Annotated in this window: 18 protein-coding genes; 7 read left to right on the forward strand and 11 right to left on the reverse strand. The window is 73.0% G+C overall.

The genetic code is table 11. The features are described from left to right. Positions 1–200: 200 nt before the first annotated feature. From AC0682_RS07545 to pdhA, 7 genes are all read right to left on the reverse strand, one after another. On the reverse strand, positions 201–1,187 hold the full coding sequence (locus AC0682_RS07545; RefSeq protein ID WP_478531526.1) for an NAD(P)H-quinone oxidoreductase: 987 nt from the start codon (positions 1,185–1,187) through the stop codon (positions 201–203). 102 nt (positions 1,188–1,289) lie between these two features. Further along, on the reverse strand, positions 1,290–2,441 hold the full coding sequence (locus tag AC0682_RS07550) for a potassium channel family protein (protein WP_478531527.1): 1,152 nt from the start codon (positions 2,439–2,441) through the stop codon (positions 1,290–1,292). After that, the gene (locus tag AC0682_RS07555; protein WP_478531528.1) at positions 2,399–4,114 is read right to left on the reverse strand and encodes a molybdopterin molybdotransferase MoeA; all 1,716 of its coding nucleotides are present in this window, start codon (positions 4,112–4,114) and stop codon (positions 2,399–2,401) included. The genes AC0682_RS07550 and AC0682_RS07555 overlap by 43 nt, the downstream gene beginning before the upstream one ends. Next, positions 4,111–5,013: an NTP transferase domain-containing protein gene (locus AC0682_RS07560; protein WP_478531530.1), complete on the reverse strand. Its 903-nt coding sequence runs from the start codon at positions 5,011–5,013 to the stop codon at positions 4,111–4,113. Before AC0682_RS07560 ends, AC0682_RS07555 begins: the two co-directional genes overlap by 4 nt. Positions 5,014–5,127: 114 nt before the next feature. Continuing rightward, entirely contained in the window at positions 5,128–6,540 is a 1,413-nt protein-coding gene (locus AC0682_RS07565; RefSeq protein ID WP_478531532.1) for a dihydrolipoamide acetyltransferase family protein, read from the reverse strand. Continuing rightward, a complete protein-coding gene (locus AC0682_RS07570; protein ID WP_478531533.1) occupies positions 6,540–7,571 on the reverse strand; it encodes an alpha-ketoacid dehydrogenase subunit beta in 1,032 nt (343 codons plus the stop codon). Before AC0682_RS07570 ends, AC0682_RS07565 begins: the two co-directional genes overlap by 1 nt. Then, positions 7,568–8,725, reverse strand: coding sequence for a pyruvate dehydrogenase (acetyl-transferring) E1 component subunit alpha (pdhA, locus tag AC0682_RS07575; RefSeq protein ID WP_478531535.1), 1,158 nt, complete (start codon positions 8,723–8,725; stop codon positions 7,568–7,570). The genes AC0682_RS07570 and pdhA overlap by 4 nt, the downstream gene beginning before the upstream one ends. A 239-nt stretch (positions 8,726–8,964) precedes the next feature. Between pdhA and AC0682_RS07580 the strand changes: the two genes are divergently transcribed. After that, positions 8,965–9,558, forward strand: coding sequence for an Lrp/AsnC family transcriptional regulator (locus AC0682_RS07580; RefSeq protein WP_478531536.1), 594 nt, complete (start codon positions 8,965–8,967; stop codon positions 9,556–9,558). Positions 9,559–9,600: 42 nt separating this feature from the next. On the opposite strand, the gene AC0682_RS07585 is transcribed toward AC0682_RS07580, so the two are convergent. Next, positions 9,601–10,206 carry a TetR/AcrR family transcriptional regulator gene (locus AC0682_RS07585; protein WP_254812162.1) on the reverse strand — a complete coding sequence of 202 codons (606 nt, stop codon included), beginning with the start codon at positions 10,204–10,206 and terminating at the stop codon, positions 9,601–9,603. Positions 10,207–10,362: 156 nt separating this feature from the next. Between AC0682_RS07585 and paaN the strand changes: the two genes are divergently transcribed. Continuing rightward, the gene (paaN, locus tag AC0682_RS07590; protein ID WP_478531538.1) at positions 10,363–12,063 is read left to right on the forward strand and encodes a phenylacetic acid degradation protein PaaN; all 1,701 of its coding nucleotides are present in this window, start codon (positions 10,363–10,365) and stop codon (positions 12,061–12,063) included. A 5-nt stretch (positions 12,064–12,068) separates the two neighbouring features. Here the strand turns inward: paaN and AC0682_RS07595 are convergent, their stop codons facing one another. The 3 genes from AC0682_RS07595 to AC0682_RS07605 are packed head-to-tail and all read right to left on the reverse strand — an operon-like array spanning position 12,069 to position 14,994. Next, on the reverse strand, positions 12,069–12,749 hold the full coding sequence (locus tag AC0682_RS07595) for a TrmH family RNA methyltransferase (protein ID WP_254812160.1): 681 nt from the start codon (positions 12,747–12,749) through the stop codon (positions 12,069–12,071). After that, positions 12,746–14,200 (reverse strand): HTTM domain-containing protein, encoded by a 1,455-nt coding sequence (locus tag AC0682_RS07600; RefSeq protein ID WP_478531540.1) that lies wholly within the window; start codon positions 14,198–14,200, stop codon positions 12,746–12,748. The genes AC0682_RS07595 and AC0682_RS07600 overlap by 4 nt, the downstream gene beginning before the upstream one ends. Beyond that, positions 14,197–14,994: a DUF5819 family protein gene (locus AC0682_RS07605; protein WP_254813228.1), complete on the reverse strand. Its 798-nt coding sequence runs from the start codon at positions 14,992–14,994 to the stop codon at positions 14,197–14,199. The genes AC0682_RS07600 and AC0682_RS07605 overlap by 4 nt, the downstream gene beginning before the upstream one ends. A 115-nt stretch (positions 14,995–15,109) precedes the next feature. Between AC0682_RS07605 and paaA the strand changes: the two genes are divergently transcribed. From paaA to AC0682_RS07630, 5 genes are read left to right on the forward strand one after another with little or no spacing between them, the layout of a single operon-like run. Continuing rightward, the gene (gene paaA, locus AC0682_RS07610) at positions 15,110–16,192 is read left to right on the forward strand and encodes a 1,2-phenylacetyl-CoA epoxidase subunit PaaA (protein ID WP_478531542.1); all 1,083 of its coding nucleotides are present in this window, start codon (positions 15,110–15,112) and stop codon (positions 16,190–16,192) included. Further along, positions 16,189–16,479: a 1,2-phenylacetyl-CoA epoxidase subunit PaaB gene (gene paaB, locus AC0682_RS07615; RefSeq protein WP_478531544.1), complete on the forward strand. Its 291-nt coding sequence runs from the start codon at positions 16,189–16,191 to the stop codon at positions 16,477–16,479. Before paaA ends, paaB begins: the two co-directional genes overlap by 4 nt. Then, on the forward strand, positions 16,476–17,210 hold the full coding sequence (gene paaC / locus AC0682_RS07620) for a 1,2-phenylacetyl-CoA epoxidase subunit PaaC (protein WP_478531546.1): 735 nt from the start codon (positions 16,476–16,478) through the stop codon (positions 17,208–17,210). Before paaB ends, paaC begins: the two co-directional genes overlap by 4 nt. Further along, positions 17,204–17,701, forward strand: coding sequence for a 1,2-phenylacetyl-CoA epoxidase subunit PaaD (gene paaD / locus AC0682_RS07625; protein WP_254812156.1), 498 nt, complete (start codon positions 17,204–17,206; stop codon positions 17,699–17,701). The genes paaC and paaD overlap by 7 nt, the downstream gene beginning before the upstream one ends. Further along, positions 17,702–18,760 carry a 2Fe-2S iron-sulfur cluster-binding protein gene (locus tag AC0682_RS07630; protein ID WP_478531548.1) on the forward strand — a complete coding sequence of 353 codons (1,059 nt, stop codon included), beginning with the start codon at positions 17,702–17,704 and terminating at the stop codon, positions 18,758–18,760. The last annotated feature ends 37 nt before the right edge of the window (positions 18,761–18,797 follow it).

Raw genomic sequence — 18,797 nt, forward strand, 5'->3', positions numbered from 1 at the left:
CTCTTGTTGGGCACCGGACGAGGAAGACCGCCCACACCGCGGTCCCCCCCCCCCCCGCCGGCCCCCCCCCCCCCGGCCGGGTTCTGCCGTTCGCGCTTCCACGCGGTCGTTGCTTCTAGGCCATCGTTGCTTCTAGGCGTTCGTTGCTTCTAGGCGTTCGTTGCTTCTAGGCGTTCGTTGCTTCTAGGCGTTCGTTGCTTCTACGCGGTCGGCGTGATCAGCAGCACCTTGCCGACATGGCCGCTGGATTCGAGCACCCGGTGCGCCTCGGCCGCGTCCGCCATCGGCACCGTACGGTCCACGACGGGCCGGACCACCCCGTTCGCGACCAGCGGCCACACATGCTCGCGTACGGCGGCGACGATGGCGGTCTTCTCCGCGAGCGGGCGGCCCCTCAGGGACGTCGCGGTGACGGCGGCCCGCTTGGCCAGCAGGGCGCCGAGGTTCAACTCGCCCTTCACGCCGCCCTGGAGGCCGATGATCGCCAGCCGGCCGTTGACGGCGAGCGCCTGCACGTTCCGCCCCAGGTACTTGGCGCCCACGATGTCCAGGATGACGTCGGCCCCCGCCCCGGCGGTGTTCTCGCGCACCTCCTCGACGAAGTCCTGCTCGCGGTAGTTGATCAGGATGTCCGCCCCCAGCTCGGCGCAGCGAGCCAGCTTCTCCGGGCTCCCCGCCGTGACCGCCACCCGGGCGCCGACCGCCTTCGCCAACTGGATCGCCATGGTGCCGATCCCGCTGGATCCCCCGTGGATCAGCACCGTCTCACCGGGGCGCAGGTGCGCCACCATGAACACGTTCGACCAGACCGTCGCGGTGACCTCGGGCAGCGCGGCCGCCACCGTCAGCTCCACGCCGTCCGGCACGGGGAGGAGCTGGCCCACCGGTACGGCCACCTTCTCCGCGTAACCGCCGCCCGACAGCAGCGCGCACACCTCGTCCCCGACCGCCCAGCCGGTCACCCCCGGGCCGAGCGCCACGATGCGTCCCGCGCACTCCAGACCGGGGTAGGGGGAGGCGCCGGGTGGTGGATCGTAGGAGCCCTGCCGCTGGAGGACATCGGCACGGTTGACGGCACTGGCGACGACCTCGACGAGGACCTCGCCGTCGCCGGGTACGGGATCGGGCACCTCGGCCCACACGAGCGCCTCGGGGCCACCGGGTTCGGGGATCGTGATCGCATGCATGGCCGCGAGGCTACTCCCGCCGCTGCCCGCCCGTGCGCCTGAACGTGTGCCTTCCCGCGCGCCGCCTGCCGTTCGGTGTGGCGTCCGGTCTCCCCGACGTCCTCAAGGCCGCAGGTGCGGAGGCGTCGGCAGGTGGGGCAGGCCGGGGCCTGCCTGGGACGACGGCGTGGCACGCACGATGGTGATGACCCGGTCCGTCAGCTGAAGCGGACTGGCAGCCGGGTCGTCGTAGGCGAGCAGCCGGTGCCCGCGCAGCACACTGACGACCAGGTCGTCCGTCTCCCGGACGCTCTTGCCCACCTCGGCCTTTATCACCGGTCGCTCGACGATATCGAGCCCGCTGCCCTGCTGGATCAGGTCCTCCATGACCGTGCCCGCGCTCGGGCTGAGGACGGAGAGGCCCAGCAGCCGACCGGCGGCGCTGGCGCTGGTGATCACCGCGTCGGCGCCGGACTGGCGCAGCAGAGGCGCGTTCTCCTCCTCGCGGACCGCTGCCACGATCTTGGCGCCGCGGTTCAGCTGACGCGCGGTCAGGGTGACGAGGACGGCGGTGTCGTCCCTCTGGGTGGCGATGATGATCTGACGCGCCTTCTGAAGCTCGGCACGCAGCAGCACGTCACTGCGGGTGGCATCGCCGAGCACACCGGTGTACCCATCGGCATTGGCTGCGTCGATCACCTTGGAGGCCGGGTCGACGACGACGATCTGCTCCTTCGACAGTCCGGTGGAGCGAAGGGTCTGGATCGCCGAGCGCCCCTTGGTGCCGAACCCGACGACGACGGTGTGGTCACGCAAGTTGGATCTCCAGCGCTTGAGCCGGAAGTCCTCGCGGGTCCGCTCCGTGAGGACTTCGAGGGTGGTACCGACCAGGATGATGAGGAACACCACGCGCAACGGCGTCACGAGGATCACGTTGAGCAACCGGGCGCCGTCGCTCTGCGGAACGATGTCACCGTATCCGGTGGTGGAGAGGGTGACCGTGGCGTAGTAGACAGCGTCGAGCAGGTCGACCTTGCCGTCGGCGCCGTCCGTGTACCCGTCGCGGTCGAGCCAGACGATCATCACCGTCGTGGCCAGGACGAGCAGCGCCATCAGCAGCCGCTTGGCGACCTGACGCCCCGGACGGTCGACGATCCTGCGGGGCAGCAGGACCCGGGTGGGGACGACGTGCTCCTCCGCCCGCCTGGCCATCGCGTCATGGCCGGGAAGTTTCACGTGAAACACCCTTCCGTCCACGGCGTCGCCGGGGACCACGGGAGATCGAGGATCTCCACCTCGGTGCCGGACCGTACCCCGCCGGCGGGCACCACTGCCACCCCGTCCGCCGCGGCGATCCCGCGCAACATGGCGGGCCCGTTGTAGCGCAGAGGCACCACACGGTCCCGGCTGTCCGCCCGGCCCGCGCGGTGTACCACGGGGACGAGGCGGGTGTCATGCGGATGGCCGGGCACGTCGGCGTCGAGGAGCGTCCTGTACGCCTCCTGGGCCGGGCGGCCCGCAAGCCCCGCGAGGAGAGGTTCCGCGAGGGTCAGGAGCCCGGACACAGCGGCAAGCGGGTTGCCGGGCAGGCCGACCAGGTGGGGGCCGTCGGGGGAGAGCCGCGCCAGCAGCATGGGGTGGCCGGGGCGTACGGCGACGCCGTGGACGAGCAGTTCGGCGCCGAGAGCGGCCAGAACCGGGTGGACATGGTCGACCGGGCCCGCGGCAGTGCCCCCGGTGGTGATGATCACGTCGGCGTCGGAGGAGGTGAGGGCCCTGCGCAGCGCTTCGGCGTCGTCCCCCAGGCGGCGGGGGGAGGAGACCTCGGCGCCCAGGGCCCGCAGCCAGGGGGCGAGCATGGGGCCGAGGGCGTCGCGGATGAGGCCGTCGTGCGGCAGGCCCGCGGCGAGGAGTTCGTCCCCGAGGACGAGGACGTCGACGCGAGCGCGGGGGACGGCGGGGAGGGCGTCGTATCCGGCAGCCGCGGCCAGCCCGAGCACCGCCGGGGTGACCACGGTGCCGGCCGGGACCAACTGGTCGCCCGTACGGCACTCCTGACCGCGGGGGCGGATGTCCTGGCCGGTGACGAGGGGCCGCCGGGTGGAGAGCAGCCGCCGGGCCGGGTCGACGTGGGCGTGCTCGCTGCGGATGACCGCGGTGGTGTCGGCGGGGGTACGGGCGCCGGTGGCGATCCTCACGGCGGTGCCGTCGGGGAGCGCCGCGTCCCTGCCCCCGGCGAGGAGCCCCGTGCCCTCGTCGTACGTCCAGGGGCCGGGTCCCGCGACGGCCCAGCCGTCCATGGCCGAGGTGTCGAAGGGCGGCAGGTCGGTGAGGGCGCCGAGCGGCTCGGCCAGCACCTGGCCCAGGGCCCGGTCGAGGGGCAGCCGCACCACGGGCCGCGGCCCGTCCCGCCCGGCCCGCGCGGCAACGGCCCGCGCCCGCTCCCAGGGCAGGTCCGTGGCGGGGGGCCTCGGGGCGGAGGCGGGTGCGGAGACGGGGATGGGCATGGAGCCGGGGGCAGCGGCCGATGCGGAGGCGTCGGGTGCGGATCCGGTGTGGGGGGAGGGGGTCGCGTACGGGGACGGGCCCCGCTCGTCCGCCGCACCCCGGCCCCCGGTGGGTGCCTGGGCGTGTGGCGCCCGGTCGTTCATCGGGTCGCCGTTCCGGCCGGGAGTGGGGCCTTCGGCCCGGGTACGCCTGCCCACCAGCGCCAAGGCCTGCTCTACGGCCAGCTCTTCGGCCTCCGCCGCGCGCGCCGCAGCGCTACCGGGGGCGTCTGGGCCGGTGGTGGCGTCTGGGCCGGTCGGGCCGGACGAGCCCGTGAGGCCGGTCGGGCCGGTCGGGCTGTTCCCGCGTCTCGAAACATCGCCGCCAGGCAGGTCGCCACCGCCGAACAGGGCGTCCCCGCCACCGAACGAGTCGCTGCCGGAAGGGCTGTTCCCGGTCATGGTGTTCCGGCCTCTTCTCCGCCCGGCTCCGCACGGGGCTGTTCCCCCGCCGCCTCCGCCGCCCAGCGCAAGGCGAGCGCGGTGGCCTTGCGGGCGGCCTCGGCGACCGCCGCGGCGGCCTCCTCCGGACCGGCGGCTCCGGCACTCGCCCGGGCGGCCGCATACCCGACCAGGAAGGTCGTGAGCGGTGCGGCGGGCCGCGCCACCCCGTGCGCGGCGTCGCGGGCGAGGTCGAGCAGGACGTCGGTGTCGACGTCGAGCTCGATTCCCAGTTCGTTCTTGACCGAGGTGATCCATTCGTCCAGCACGGCCCCATGCTCCCTGATCCGGGCGCGCGCTGCGGCGATGTCCTCCCAAGTGTCGCAGTCGAACGCGGCATGGGGCCCGGCATCGACCCTGACGAGGTCCAGTTCCCCGGTCAGCGACCGGACCGGCAGCCCGGTGAGCGAGCCGTGTTCGGTGGCGAGCAGGGCCAGCTCCCGGCGGAGCGGCTCCGCCCGGTAGACGGCGAGGAGCGGCTGGTCACGGCCGTCGGGGTCGGTGCAGAGCGCGCCCTCCCGGCCGTCCTCACCGGCAGCGGCGAGCAGCGCGTCGACCGTGGCGGGGCTCAGGAACGGAAGGTCGGCGGAGAGTACGAGCACCCGCTCCGCCGCCGTCAGCCGCACCCCGGCACCGAGAGCCGCCAACGGGCCGCCGCCCTCCGGGACTTCACGGGTCCAGACGACCGGCCGGGAGGTGGGCCTGCGGCCGCCCACCACGACGGTGGCGCCCGCGCCGGAGCAGGCGGCGAGCACCCGGTCGAGCAGCGCTCGGCCGCCGACCCGCACACCGGGCTTGTCGGCGCCGCCGAGCCGCTTGGCGGCCCCACCGGCGAGGACGATCACGTCGTAGGCGGTCATACGACGAGTATGGGCGGCACGGGAAACCGACGGCCCCTCCGGGGTGGCCGACCAGGCCGGGCCCGGAGGGGCGTGTCCCAGCGACCGCGCACCTGCTGCGGGGCGGCGGTGGGCCTACAGGGTGCGCAGCAGCACCGCCGGCTGTTCCACGCAGTCGGCCACGTACCGGAGGAAGCCCCCGGCTGTTCCGCCGTCGCACACCCGGTGGTCGAAGGTGAGCGAGAGCTGGACGACCTGACGTACGGCCAGCTCACCGTGGTGCACCCAGGGCTTGGGCATGATCCGGCCGACGCCGAGCATCGCCGCTTCGGGGTGGTTGATGATCGGCGTCGAGCCGTCGACCCCGAACACCCCGTAGTTGTTCAGCGTGAACGTGCCGCCGGTCAGCTGGGCCGGGCTGAGCTTCCCGGTCCGGGCCAGCTCGGTCAGCCGGGCGATCTCGGCCCCGATGGACTCGGCGTTGCGGGCGTGCGCGTCGCGGACGACCGGGACGACGAGGCCCCGGTCGGTCTGCGCCGCGAACCCGAGGTGCACGCCGGGCAGCCGCACGATCTCCCGCGCGGCCGGGTCCACGGTGGAGTTCAGCTCCGGGTACCGGGCCAGCGCCGCCGTACAGATCCGGGCCAGCAGGGCCAGGACCGACACCTTGGGCCCGCCGGAGGGACCCGACGCGGCGTTCATCGCGGCGCGGGCGGCCATCAGCTCGGTGGCGTCCGCGTCGAGCCAGCAGGTGGCGTCCGGGATCTCGCTCCGGCTGCGCGACAGCTTGTCCGCGACCGCCCCCCGGACCCCGCGCAGCGGAATCCGCTCGGCGGCCGGTGCCACCGCACCCACCGCGGACGTCTCCGCCACGACGGGCTCGGCGGGAGCCGTACGGGTCTGTGCCCTCGCGGCCTCCTCGGCCCGCCGGATCGCGGAGTCCACGTCGGCCCGCAGGATCAGCCCGTCGGGGCCGGAGCCCGTCAGCCGTCGCAGGTCGATCTCGTGCTGGCGGGCCAGCCGCCGCACGAGCGGCGAGACCACGGCCACGGGCCCCTGTCGGCCGTTCACCTCACCGGCCGCGGCGGGCACGGGCGCGGGCTCGACCACAGGGGCGGGCCCGGGAGCGGCGGGCGCACCGACCCGCTGCGGCCGGAGGCGCCGACGCCGGGCGGCCGGGGCGCCGGTCCCGTACCCCACAAGCACGTTCCCGGACCCGGCAGAGGGCTCGGAGGTCTCCTCCTCGGCGACAGGCGCATCCGCTGAAGAAGCCGAGGAGGCCGGAGAGGCAGGCGCCTCCGTCGCCCCCACCGCGACCGTCAGCAGCGGTGCGCCGACCGGGAGTTCGGAGCCCTCCTCACCGAACCGCGCGGTCACGACACCCCCGTACGGGCAGGGCACCTCCACCATCGCCTTGGCCGTCTCGACCTCGACGACGGGCTGGTCGATGGCGACGACATCGCCCACCTCCACCAGCCAGCGCACGATCTCGGCCTCGGTCAGCCCCTCACCGAGGTCCGGCAGCTTGAATTCGAGGACCTGGGCCATCAGCTGTCCGCCTCCCACTGCAGCCGGGCCACCGCGTCGAGCACCCGGTCCACTCCCGGCAGATGGTGCCGCTCCAGCATGGGCGGCGGGTACGGGATGTCGAAGCCGGCCACCCGCAGCACCGGGGCCTCCAGGTGGTGGAAGCACCGCTCGGTGATCCGGGCCGCGATCTCGCCGCCGGGGCCACCGAAGCCGGGGGACTCGTGGACGACGACCGCGCGTCCGGTGCGCCGCACCGAGGCGGCGACCGTCTCGTCGTCGAACGGCACCAGCGAGCGCAGGTCCACGACTTCGAGGTCCCAGCCCTCCGCGACGGCCGCCTCGGCGGCCTCCAGGCAGACCGGCAGGGACGGCCCGTACGTGATCAGCGTGGCGCTGCGCCCGGTGCGGCGGACGACGGCCCTGCCGATCGGCTCGACGGCGGCCGGGGCCTCCGGCGACCAGTCGGCCTTGGACCAGTAGAGCCGCTTGGGCTCCAGGAAGACCACCGGGTCGTCCGAGGCGATGGAGGCCCGGAGCAGTCCGTAGGCGTCGTCCACCGTGGCCGGGGTGACGACGTGGAGGCCCGGGGTGGCCATGTAGTAGGCCTCGGAGGAGTCGCTGTGGTGCTCGACCCCGCCGATGCCTCCGCCGTAGGGCACGCGCACGGTGATGGGGAGCGGCATGGCTCCCCCGGTGCGGTTGCGCATCTTGGCGACGTGGCTCATCAGCTGCTCGAACGCCGGGTAGGCGAAGGCGTCGAACTGCATCTCCACCACGGGCCGCAGCCCGTACATCGCCATGCCGACCGCCGCGCCGAGGATGCCCGCCTCGGCCAGCGGGGTGTCGGTGCACCGGTCGTCGCCGAACTCCTTGGCCAGCCCGTCGGTGATCCGGAAGACCCCGCCCAGGGTGCCGACGTCCTCGCCGAGCACGTGCACGGTCGGGTCCTCGGCCATCGAGTCGCGCAGGGCGCGCCCGAGGGCCTGGGCCAGGGTGGCCGGTTTCGCCTTCGCCGTACGGGTTCCGGCCTTCGTCGCCGCGGTGGTCATCGGCTCTCCTCCGCGCTGTGCTCGTGGTCCCGCTCGGCGTCCAGCTCGGCTCGCAGGGCGGCGGCCTGCTCGCGGAGCTGGCTGGTCTGCTCCGCGTACACATGGGTGAAGAGGTCCATGGGCGCCAGCTCCGGATCGGCGTTCATCCGGTCGCGCAGGGCGGCGGCCATGCGCTCGGCGGCCTCCTTCGCCTGCTCGATTCCCTCGTCGTCGAGGAGCCCGCGGCCGGTCAGCTCGCGCTCCAGGATCTGGACGGGGTCGTGCGCCCGCCAGGCCTCGACCTCGCTGTCGACCCGGTAGCGGGTGGCGTCGTCGGCGTTGGTGTGGGCGTCCATGCGGTAGGTGACGGCCTCGATCAGCGTGGGGCCCTCGCCGCGCCGGGCCCGGGCCACGGCCTCGCCGAGCACCTGGTGCACGGCGGCCGCGTCGTTGCCGTCGACCAGGCGGCCGGGCATCCCGTATCCCACGGCCTTGTGGGCGAGGGAGGGCGCGGCGGTCTGCTTGGCGAGCGGCACGGAGATGGCGAAGCCGTTGTTCTGGACGAGGAAGACCACCGGGGCCTTCCATACGGCCGCGAAGTTCAGCGCCTCGTGGAAGTCGCCCTCGCTGGTGCCGCCGTCACCGACCATGGCGAGCGCCACCACGTCGTCGCCCTTGAGCCGGGCGGCGTGGGCCAGGCCCACCGCGTGCGGCAGCTGGGTGGCGAGCGGGGTGCAGAGCGGGGCGATGCGGTGCTCGTGCGGGTCGTAGCCGGTGTGCCGGTCGCCGCGCAGCAGGGTCAGCGCCTCGACCGGGTCGAGCCCGCGCGCCACGGCCGCCAGCGTGTCCCGGTAGCTGGGGAAGAGCCAGTCCCGCTCCTCCAGGACCAGGGCGGCGGCGATCTCGCACGCCTCCTGGCCGGTGCTGGAGGGGTAGACGGCCAGCCGGCCCTGCTTGGTCAGCGCGGTGGCCTGCGTGTTGTACCGCCGGCCGCGGACCAGCTCGGCGTAGAGCCTCAGCAGCAGCTCGGGGTCGACGTCCGCGACCGCGTCCGTGCCGAGCACCCGGTAGGGCTCCGGGTCCGGGAGCAGCGGGGCGGGGTCGGTGATCGGCTTCCAGGCCGGGGGCGGCGTGGGCCGGTAGGCGGCCGCGCCGGGCAGCTCTTGGACCGTCATGGAAAGCACCTCCAGGCATCGGTGGAGATCGAGAGATCGAGGGTGTCGATATGCAGGGGGATGACAAGAGATGTCGCGAGGGTGTCGCGGGACCGGCGAGGCACTGGTGTGGCGTGCCTCACCTACCGATTGTTCGGTCGCGGACGCATTTTGGCTACAGGCACCTCCACCCTGTGGACAAACGGTTCTCCACAGCCTGAGATAGAGCCAGGTCGTCCAGTTCGGAGAGGCGCGGGCAGATGGCAGCTGAACAAATGGCCGGAACGGGTGAAGACCCCGGCCGCCCCGCGCCCCCGGCCTCGATGCCCCCGGCCACAACACCGCCGCCCGCGTCGCCGGGCCCGGAGCCCCTGGCGCCGGCGCCCGCGCGCCCCCTGGACGCCGTCGACCGCGACATCCTGCGCATCCTCCAGACGGACGGCCGTGCCTCGATACGGTCGGTGGCCGAGCGGGTCCACGTATCGCGCGCCAACGCCTACGCCCGGATCAACCGCCTGGTCGAGGACGGCGTGATCCGTGGCTTCGGGGCACGGGTGGACCATGAGCGGGCCGGGCAGGGCGCGTCGGCGTACATCACGCTCAAGATCGTGCAGAACTCCTGGCGCACCGTGCGCAAGCAGCTCCAGGCGCTGCCGGGCGCCACGCACATCGCACTGGTCAGCGGGGATTTCGACGTTCTGCTGCTGGTGCACACGCCCGACAACCGGGCGCTGCGCGAACTGGTCCTCACCCGGATCCAGTCGATCCCCGAGGTGCTCTCGACCCGCACGCTGCTGGTCTTCGAGGAGACGGACCTCGGCCCCCGCCCGGACCGCCCGGCGGAGCTGGCCTGACACCGGGCGGTGCCGACCCGGCAGGGGCGGGGCCGGCCGGGCTCAGCGCTCGCGGTCGCCGGTCGCCCGCATCCCCTCGAAGGCGAGCTGGACCACGGTGTCCGCGAGCTGTTCCTCCCCCGGGAAGCCGCCCGGCTGCGGCCGGTACCACTCGACCAGCGAGTTGACCATGCCGAACAGCAGCCGGGTGGCCAGGCGTATGTCCACATCGGCCCGGAGGTCGCCCTCGGCCACGGCGGCCTTCAGCAGCTCCGCCACCCGGTGGTCGAACTCGCGCCGCCGCTCCAGCGCCCAGCGCTCGGTCCTGGTGTTGCCGCGGACCCGGAGCAGCAGCGTGACGTACGGGACCTCCGCCATCAGCACCTCGACGGTCCGGCGCGTGACGTACTCGACCCGCTCGATCGCGCGCCCGCGCTGCGCCCCCGGCTCGTCCAGGACGGCGAAGAGCCCGTCGAGCGCCCGGCTCACGGCCCGGCGCAGCAGCTCCTCCTTGCCCGCCACATGGTGGTAGATGGAGGACTTGGAGATACCCGCCGCCTTGGAGAGGTGCTCCATGGAGGTGCCGTCGTAACCGCGCTCGTTGAAGACACGGACGGCGACGGTGAGCAGACTCTCCGGGGTGTACGTGTCCCGCTTGGCCGTGGTCATGTCCGCGATCCTCCCCCATGAGGGATCAGCTCCGCACGGGCGGGGACCGCCGAAGTCGTCCACAGGTTCCCCGAAGGCCCTTGTCCCGACCGATCGTTCGGTTACTCTGACTCCGTCCGTACGTCCCTGCCCGGCTCGATGAGGAGTTGGTCCGCCATGGCCGCCGCGCTCACCCCCCAGCAGCTGTCCGAGACCCACCGGCCCACGCTCGACCGGGCCCTCGAAACGATCGGTACCCGCGCGTACTGGTCGCCGCACCCCGAGCACCCGAAGGCCTACGGCGAGGGCGGCGCCCCGGGCAGCCTGGGTGCGGCCGAGGGCAGGGCCGCGTTCGACGCCGTACTCAACACCCGGTTCGACCTGGACCAGCCGGGCACGGACGGCTGGGCGGGCGGGGAGGTCTCGCCGTACGGCCCCGAGCTGGGCGTGGAGTATCCGCACGCCGACATCGACGTCCTGCTCCCGGCGATGAAGGCCGGCTCTGCCGCCTGGCGGGCGGCGGGCCCCGAGACGCGGGCCCTGGTCTGTCTGGAGATCCTGTCGCGGATCAGCGCCCGCACCCACGAGATGGCCCACGCGGTGATGCACACCAGCGGCCAGGCCTTCATGATGGCGTTCCAGGCGGGCGGCCCGCACGCGCAGGACCGCGGTCTGGAAGCCGTCGCGTACGCCTACCAGGAGCAGACCCGCACCCCGGGGGCCGCCGACTGGTCCAAGCCCCAGGGCAAGCGCGACCCGCTGCGGCTGACGAAGACGTTCACCACCTCCGGGCGCGGCATCGCCCTGGTCATCGGCTGCAACACCTTCCCCACGTGGAACGGCTACCCGGGCCTGTTCGCCTCGCTCGCCACCGGCAACCCGGTGCTGGTGAAGCCGCACCCCCGGGCCGTGCTGCCGCTCGCGCTGACCGTCCGGATCGCCCGTGAGGTGCTGGCCGAGGCGGGCTTCGACGCCAACCTGGTCGCCCTCGCCGCCGAGCGTCCCGGCGAGGGCATCGCCAAGGCCCTCGCGGTCCGCCCCGAGGTCCGCATCATCGACTACACGGGCTCCACCGCCTTCGGTGACTGGCTGGAGGCCAACGCCCGCCAGGCGCAGGTCTACACGGAGAAGGCCGGCGTCAACACGATCGTCGTCGACTCCACCGACGACTACCGGGGCCTGCTCGCCAACGTGGCGTTCTCCCTCTCGCTCTACAGCGGCCAGATGTGCACCACCCCGCAGAACCTGCTGATCCCCCGCGACGGCATCACCACCGACGACGGACCCAAGTCGTACGACGAGGTGGTCGCCGACATCGCGGCCGCCGTCAACGGCCTCCTGGGCGACGACGCCCGCGCGGCGGCACTGCTCGGCGCCCTGGTCAACCCGGACGTCAAGGCCCGGGTGGAGGCCGCCGGTGAGCTGGGCGAGGTGGCCCTCCCCTCCCGTACGGTGGCCAACGCCGAGTTCCCCGACGCCGTCGTCCGTACGCCGGTCGTCGTCAAGCTCGACGGCACCAAGACCGACGAGGACGCGGCGTACCTCTCGGAGTGCTTCGGCCCGGTCTCCTTCGCCGTGGAGGTCGAGTCGACCTCCGCCGCCCTGGAGCTGCTGCGCCGCACGATCCGTGAGAAGGGCGCGATGACCGTCGGCGCCTACACCACCTCCCCCGAGGTGGAGCGGGCCATCGAGGACGTCTGCCTGGACGAGTCGGCCCAGCTCTCGCTGAACCTGACCGGCGGGGTGTACGTCAACCAGACGGCCGCCTTCTCCGACTTCCACGGCTCCGGCGGCAACCCGGCGGCCAACGCGGCCCTGTGCGACGCCGCCTTCGTCGCCAACCGCTTCCGCGTGGTGGAGGTCCGCCGCCAGGCCTAGGTGTTCTACCGGCGGGGGTCGGGGACATCGGCGTAGCGCTGCACCCAGGCGTGCATCGCGATGGCCGCCGCGGCCCCCGCGTTGATGGACCGGGTCGAGCCGAACTGGGCGATCGAGCACACCATCGAGGCGTGCTCGCGCGCCTGATCGGTCAGCCCCGGCCCCTCCTGCCCGAACAGCAGCACACAGCGGCGCGGCAGCTCGGTCCGCTCCAGCGGTACGGCGCCGGGGAGGTTGTCGATCCCGATGATCGGCAGCCCCTCGGCCGCCGCCCAGGCGGTCAGGTCCGCCGTGTCGGGGTGGTGGCGCACATGCTGGTAGCGGTCGGTGACCATGGCGCCGCGCCGGTTCCAGCGCCGTCGGCCCACGATGTGGATCTCCTTGGCCAGGAAGGCGTTGGCGGTCCGGACGACGGAGCCGATGTTGAAGTCGTGGCCCCAGTTCTCCACGGCCACATGGAAGTCGTGCCGCCTCAGGTCGAGATCGGCGACGATCGCCTCGCGCGTCCAGTAGCGGTAGGCGTCACCGACGTTGCGGCGGTCGCCGTGGGCCAGCAGCTCGGGGTCGTACCGCTCGTCCTCGGGCCACGGCAGCGGGTGCGGGCCGACGCCGATCTCCTGGCCGTAGCCGTCGTCGTACTGAAGGGGCTCTGGGGTGCCGCCGGTGCTGCCGGTCTCGCTGCTCACCCGACGAGCGTATGGCCCCCGCCGACACCGTGCGGCGGGGCCTCCCCCGTACCGCCGCGCTCCGCCCCCGTACCACCTCGCTCCTCAGGTGCCGAGCGGGCGGTGGGCACCCCCGGCGGGCCGCTGTCCTCGGGGGAGCGCGACCGCCCCGGCAGCCGTCCGAGCAGCCACTGCCGGCCCAGCGTGGCCCGGCCACCCAGCCAGAGCAGGAAGACCGTCGGCAGGAACACCGCGTCCGCCGCGATCATCGCCATCGAGAAGAACGGCAGCCCCAGCAGCAGGGCGATCCCCGCGTGCTCGCCGATCATGATGACCAGCAGGACGTTCTTGAGCCGCCGGTTGAACAGGGTGAACGGGAACGCGACCTGGACGATGACCGTCGCGTACGTCAGCACCATCACCACGAGCCCGCTGGAGGCGAGCACGTCCGACAGGGCGGGCCACGGGGTGAAGTAGTCGAGCTTGAGCGGGTAGTAGAGCGCGGTGCCGTCCTGCCAGCGCGAGCCCTGGATCTTGTACCAGCCGGCGGTCGCGTAGATCAGGCAGACCTCGATCATGATCACGACGAGCGTGGCGTTGTGCACGAGGTTGGCCAGCACGTCGAGGAGGGAGCGGAGCTGCCCCCGGGGCGCATGCCGGTTCACGTCCCACCAGGCGGCGGCGGAGAGCCAGAGCAGCCACAGCAGCACCCGCAGCCACCAGGTCCCGCCGAGCCCGTCCATCACGGTGGCGACGATCAGCACCGGGCCGAGCAGCGCCCAGAGAACCGGGCCCACGAAGTCCCGCCGGGGCGGCAGTCCGGCGGCGGCCCGCTCGGCCTTCCGCGCCGCGCGGCGGGCGTCCAGCGACCAGACCTGGGCGCAGCGCGTCAACACGAGGTAGATCGCCATCAGGTGGATGACGTTGTCGCCGCCGTCGCCCATGAAGACGCTGCGGTTCTGTACGGAGAGCACGCCGACCATGAAGAGGACCGACATCGTCCGGGTGCGCCACCCCAGGAGCAGGGCGGCGGCGGAGAGCACGGTGAGCGCGTACACCGCCTCGAACCAGAGCACGTTGTCCGTCCAGAGCAGGACGGAGAAGGCCTCGTTGCCCGCCGTGAGCTGCCGGGCCAGATCCCAGTGCCAGGGGCTGTCGGGGCCGTACAGCTCGTGGCGGTGCGGCACCTCGCGCAGCAGGAAGAAGAGGTAGGTGGCGGCGAAGCCGATCCGGATGACGGCGCTCTGGTACGGGCCGAGGGCCGATGCGGTGATGCGCTGGAGGCCTCGGGCGAGCGCGACTCCGGCGGCACCGATCCGGTCCTGCGGGACGCCCGGGCGCGGGGCGTGGGCCGGGGTGGCACGCGGGGCGGGGACCGGCGTGCGGGCGGGGCTCGGAACGTCGTGGGACGGGGTGCCGTGGGCCGGAGCGGGCCGGTCGGAGTGCGGTGGGGTGGGCGGGGTGGCGGTCACTTCTGCCCCTCCTCGCCGCGCGCCGCGCCGCGCGGTGCGGGCAGATCGTCGGGGGTCACGTCCCACCAGGGCAGGACGCGGTAGCTCGGCCGGGTGTTGGCCTTCTCGTCGGACCACGGGGGCGGGGCGACCAGGCTGGAGGCCGACCTCAACTGGATGCGCTCGACCGTGCCGCCCAGATCGCGTCCGTCGAGCCGCAGCATCGCGATGCGCCGTATGTAGCGCTCGGAGAGTTCGCCGCGCAGCCCGTTGGGCTTGTTCTGCTCGTCGTGCGAGTTCAGGTAGAAGTCCCAGCCCCGGCGCAACTCGTTCTGGTGGACGTGGCTGGGGAGGAGGTTGCCGCGTATCGCGTCGCCGTCCTCGCGGCTGAGGCTGATCCAGTCGGTGGTGCGGCGCCCGTCGGCCCCGGCCACCTCGGCGCGGACGTGGACGGCGATGTTCTGCTGGAGCGGGTTGGGGGCGAAGAGCTTCCAGTTCTGCTCGAACTCCGGGTAGATCCAGTCGTCGACCGTCTTCCCGTGCTGCTTGGTCACCGTGTTGGAGGGGGCCACGTGGAGAAAGACCATCGCCACATGTGCGCAGGCCAGAAGCCCGATGAGGGCCAGGGCCAGGGCGGCGACGAGCTGGTACCCGAACGGGAGACCGGCTATGCCCGGGACGACCCCAGGGGGGTCGGGGACCGACGGCGGAGCGTCCGGTTCCGCGGATCGGCGGCTCGCCGCCTCAGGCCGGACGTCCTCGTGCACGCTGCCGGGCGCCCCGCTGCCGGGGCCTCCGTCGTGGTCCACACCCATCCCGCCCCGCTCACCATCGATCACCGCTCGGTTATCCACAGGGTTGACACCCTACGGGCCTGCGACCGACCATTGAAGTCAGTGAACCGAACGATCGGTCGGTAGGGAGCCCGGGATGGCGGCAGTGGCTGCGGACCAGAAAACGCAGAGCACCTCAGGCACGGCGAAAGCGGCAGGGACAGGGGCGGGCTCGGCGGCGGGCGCCGCCCCGGAGGCGGCCGACGCGGCGCTCCTCGCCGCCTTCGACGCGGCGGTGGCCGCCGACGACCGCATCGAGCCGCGCGACTGGATGCCCGAGGCCTATCGGGCCACGCTGATCCGCCAGATGGCCCAGCACGCCCACTCGGAAATCATCGGCATGCAGCCCGAGGCCAACTGGATCACCCGCGCGCCCTCGCTGCGCCGCAAGGCGATCCTGATGGCCAAGGTCCAGGACGAGGCAGGGCACGGCCTGTACCTCTACAGCGCGGCCGAGACGCTCGGCACCAGCCGCGACGAGCTGCTCGACAAGCTCCACGCCGGCCGCCAGCGCTATTCGTCGATCTTCAACTACCCGACCCTGACCTGGGCCGACGTCGGCGCGATCGGCTGGCTCGTGGACGGCGCCGCCATCACCAACCAGGTGCCGCTCTGCCGCTGCTCCTACGGCCCCTACGCCCGAGCGATGGTCCGCATCTGCAAGGAGGAGTCCTTCCACCAGCGCCAGGGGTACGAGCTGCTCCTCGCCCTCAGCCGGGGCACCGAGGCCCAGCACGCGATGGCCCAGGACGCGGTGGACCGCTGGTGGTGGCCGTCGCTGATGATGTTCGGCCCGCCCGACGACGCCTCGGCCCACTCCGAGCAGTCGATGGCCTGGAAGATCAAGCGGCATTCCAACGACGAGCTGCGCCAGCGCTTCGTGGACATCTGCGTGCCCCAGGCGAAGGCGCTGGGCCTCACCCTGCCGGACCCCGACATCCGGTGGAACGAGGAGCGCGGACAGCACGACTTCGGCGCGATCGACTGGACGGAGTTCCAGCAGGTCCTGAAGGGCAACGGCCCGTGCAACGAGCAGCGGATCACCCAGCGGCGCAGGGCCCACGAAGAGGGTGCCTGGGTCCGGGACGCGGCCGCCGCGTACGCCGCCAAGCACACCACCCCGTCCACCCCGTCCACCCGGACCGCACAGCACTCACAGCACGTGGAGGAGACGGCATGAGCAGCTCGACCGACTGGCCGCTGTGGGAGGTGTTCGTGCGCTCACGGCGCGGGCTCTCCCACACCCACGCGGGCAGCCTCCACGCCCCCGACGCCGAGATGGCCCTGCGCAACGCGCGCGACCTCTACACCCGCCGCTCCGAAGGCATCTCCATCTGGGTCGTCCGGTCCGCGGAGATCACCGCCTCATCGCCCGACGAGAAGGACTCGTTCTTCGAGCCGGCCGCGGACAAGCCCTACCGCCACCCGACCTTCTACGAGATCCCGGAGGGGGTGAAGCACCTGTGAGCGCCGCCCTCGCCCTCGGCGACGACGCGCTGGTGCTCTCGCACCGGCTGGGGGAGTGGGCGGGCCACGCCCCCGTCCTGGAGGAGGAGGTGGCCCTCGCCAACATCGCCCTGGACCTGCTGGGGCAGGCGCGGGTGCTGCTCTCGCTCGTGGGTGACGAGGACGAGCTGGCCTACCTCCGCGAGGAGCGGGCCTTCCGCAACCTCCAGCTGGTCGAGCAGCCCAACGGGGACTTCGCCCACACCATCGCCCGCCAGCTCTATTTCTCCGTCTACCAGCACCTGCTGTACGAGCGGCTGGCGACGGGGGGCGGCGGTTTCGCGGAGCTGGCGGCGAAGGCCGTGAAGGAGGTCGCCTACCACCGGGACCACGCCGAGCAGTGGGTCCTACGGCTCGGTGACGGCACCCTCGAGAGCCATGAGCGGATGCGGGCCGGACTGGAAGCGCTCTGGCGCTTCACCGGGGAGATGTTCCAGCCGATCGAGGGGCTCGACGCGGCCGACGCCACGGGCACCACCGGCACCGGCATCGACTGGGAGGAGCTGGAGAGCGCCTGGCTCTCCGCCGTCACCGCCACCGTGGAGCGGGCCACACTGACGCTCCCCACCGGCCCGCGGACCGGCGCGTGGGCGGCGGGTGCGGGCCGGCAGGGCCTGCACACCGAGCCGTTCGGCCGGATGCTCGCCGAGATGCAGCATCTGCACCGCAGCCACCCGGGGGCGTCATGGTGACCGACACCCCGCTGGAGGCGGAGCTTCGCTCCCTCGCCGGGTCCGTCCCCGACCCCGAGCTGCCGGTGCTGACCCTGGCCGAGCTGGGCGTCCTGCGAGGCGTGGACGTGGAGGGCCCGGGCCGGGTGACGGTCCGGCTCACCCCGACGTACACCGGCTGCCCGGCGATCGAGGCCATGTCCGCCGACATCGAGCGGGTGCTCCACGAGAACGGCGTGCCCGAGGTCTCCGTGGTCACGGTGCTCGCACCGGCCTGGTCGACCGACGACATCAGCGCGGAGGGGCGCCGCAAGCTCGCCGAGTTCGGCATAGCGCCCCCGCGCGCCCACAGCACCGACGGCGGCCCCGTGCCCCTGACGCTCTCCGTGCGCTGCCCGCACTGCGGCTCCACGGAGACGGAGCTGCTCAGCCGGTTCTCCTCCACCGCGTGCAAGGCCCTGCGCCGCTGCGTCGCCTGCCGAGAGCCGTTCGACCACTTCAAGGAGTTGTAGATGTTCCATCCGCTCCGGGTCAGCGCGATCGAACGGATCACGGACGACGCGGTGGCCGTCACCTTCGCCGTGCCCGCCGAGCTGCGCGAGACCTTCCGCCACAAGCCGGGCCAGCATCTGAACGTCCGCTTCACCGCGGACGGCGAGGAGATCCGCCGTTCGTACTCGATCTGCGCACCGGCCGCGGAGCAGCCCGCCGAGCCGGTGGTACGGGTCGGCATCCGGGGGGTCGAGGGCGGGGCGTTCTCCACCTACGCCCTGAAGGAGCTGGCCGTCGGGGACCAGGTGGAGGCCATGCCTCCGATGGGCCGCTTCGTGCTGGAGCCACGTCCGGGGCTGTTCGCGGCCGTGGTCGGCGGCAGCGGGATCACCCCGGTGCTGTCGATGGCGGCCACGCTCCTGGCCCGGGAGGAGCAGGCCCGGTTCTGCCTGATCCGCAGCGACCGCACGGTGGCCTCCACGATGTTCCTGGACGAGGTGGCCGACCTCAAGGACCGCTATCCGGACCGGTTCCAGCTGATCACGGCGCTCTCCCGGGAGGAGCAGGCCGCCGGGCTCCCGTCCGGCCGCCTGGACACCGAGCGGCTCACCGCACTGCTGCCCGCGGTGCTGCCGGTGGCGGAGGTGGACGGGTGGTTCCTGTGCGGGCCGCTCGGTCTCGTACGGGGCGCGGAGGAGGCCCTGCGTGCGCTGGAGGTCGACCGGGCCCGGGTCCACCAGGAGATCTTCCACGTCGACGACGGCCCCTCGGACGCGACGGTTGCCAAGGTCTCCGCACCCTCCGACGCCACGCTGACCGCCACCCTGCACGGCCGCTCCGGCCGCTGGCCCGTACAGGACGCGGAATCCCTGCTGGAGACGGTGCTGCGGAGCCGCTCGGATGCTCCGTATGCCTGCAAGGGCGGGGTGTGCGGGACCTGCCGGGCCTTCCTCGTCTCGGGCGAGGTCCGGATGGAGCGGAACTTCGCGCTGGAACCGGAGGAGACGGACGCCGGGTTCGTGCTGGCCTGCCAGGCACGTCCGCTCACCCCGGAGGTGGAGCTGGACTTCGACCGCTGACGCCTTTCCCTCCCGGGCCTGCCCACGCCCGTGGACC

The organism is Streptomyces sp. NPDC043746 (assembly GCF_056436485.1).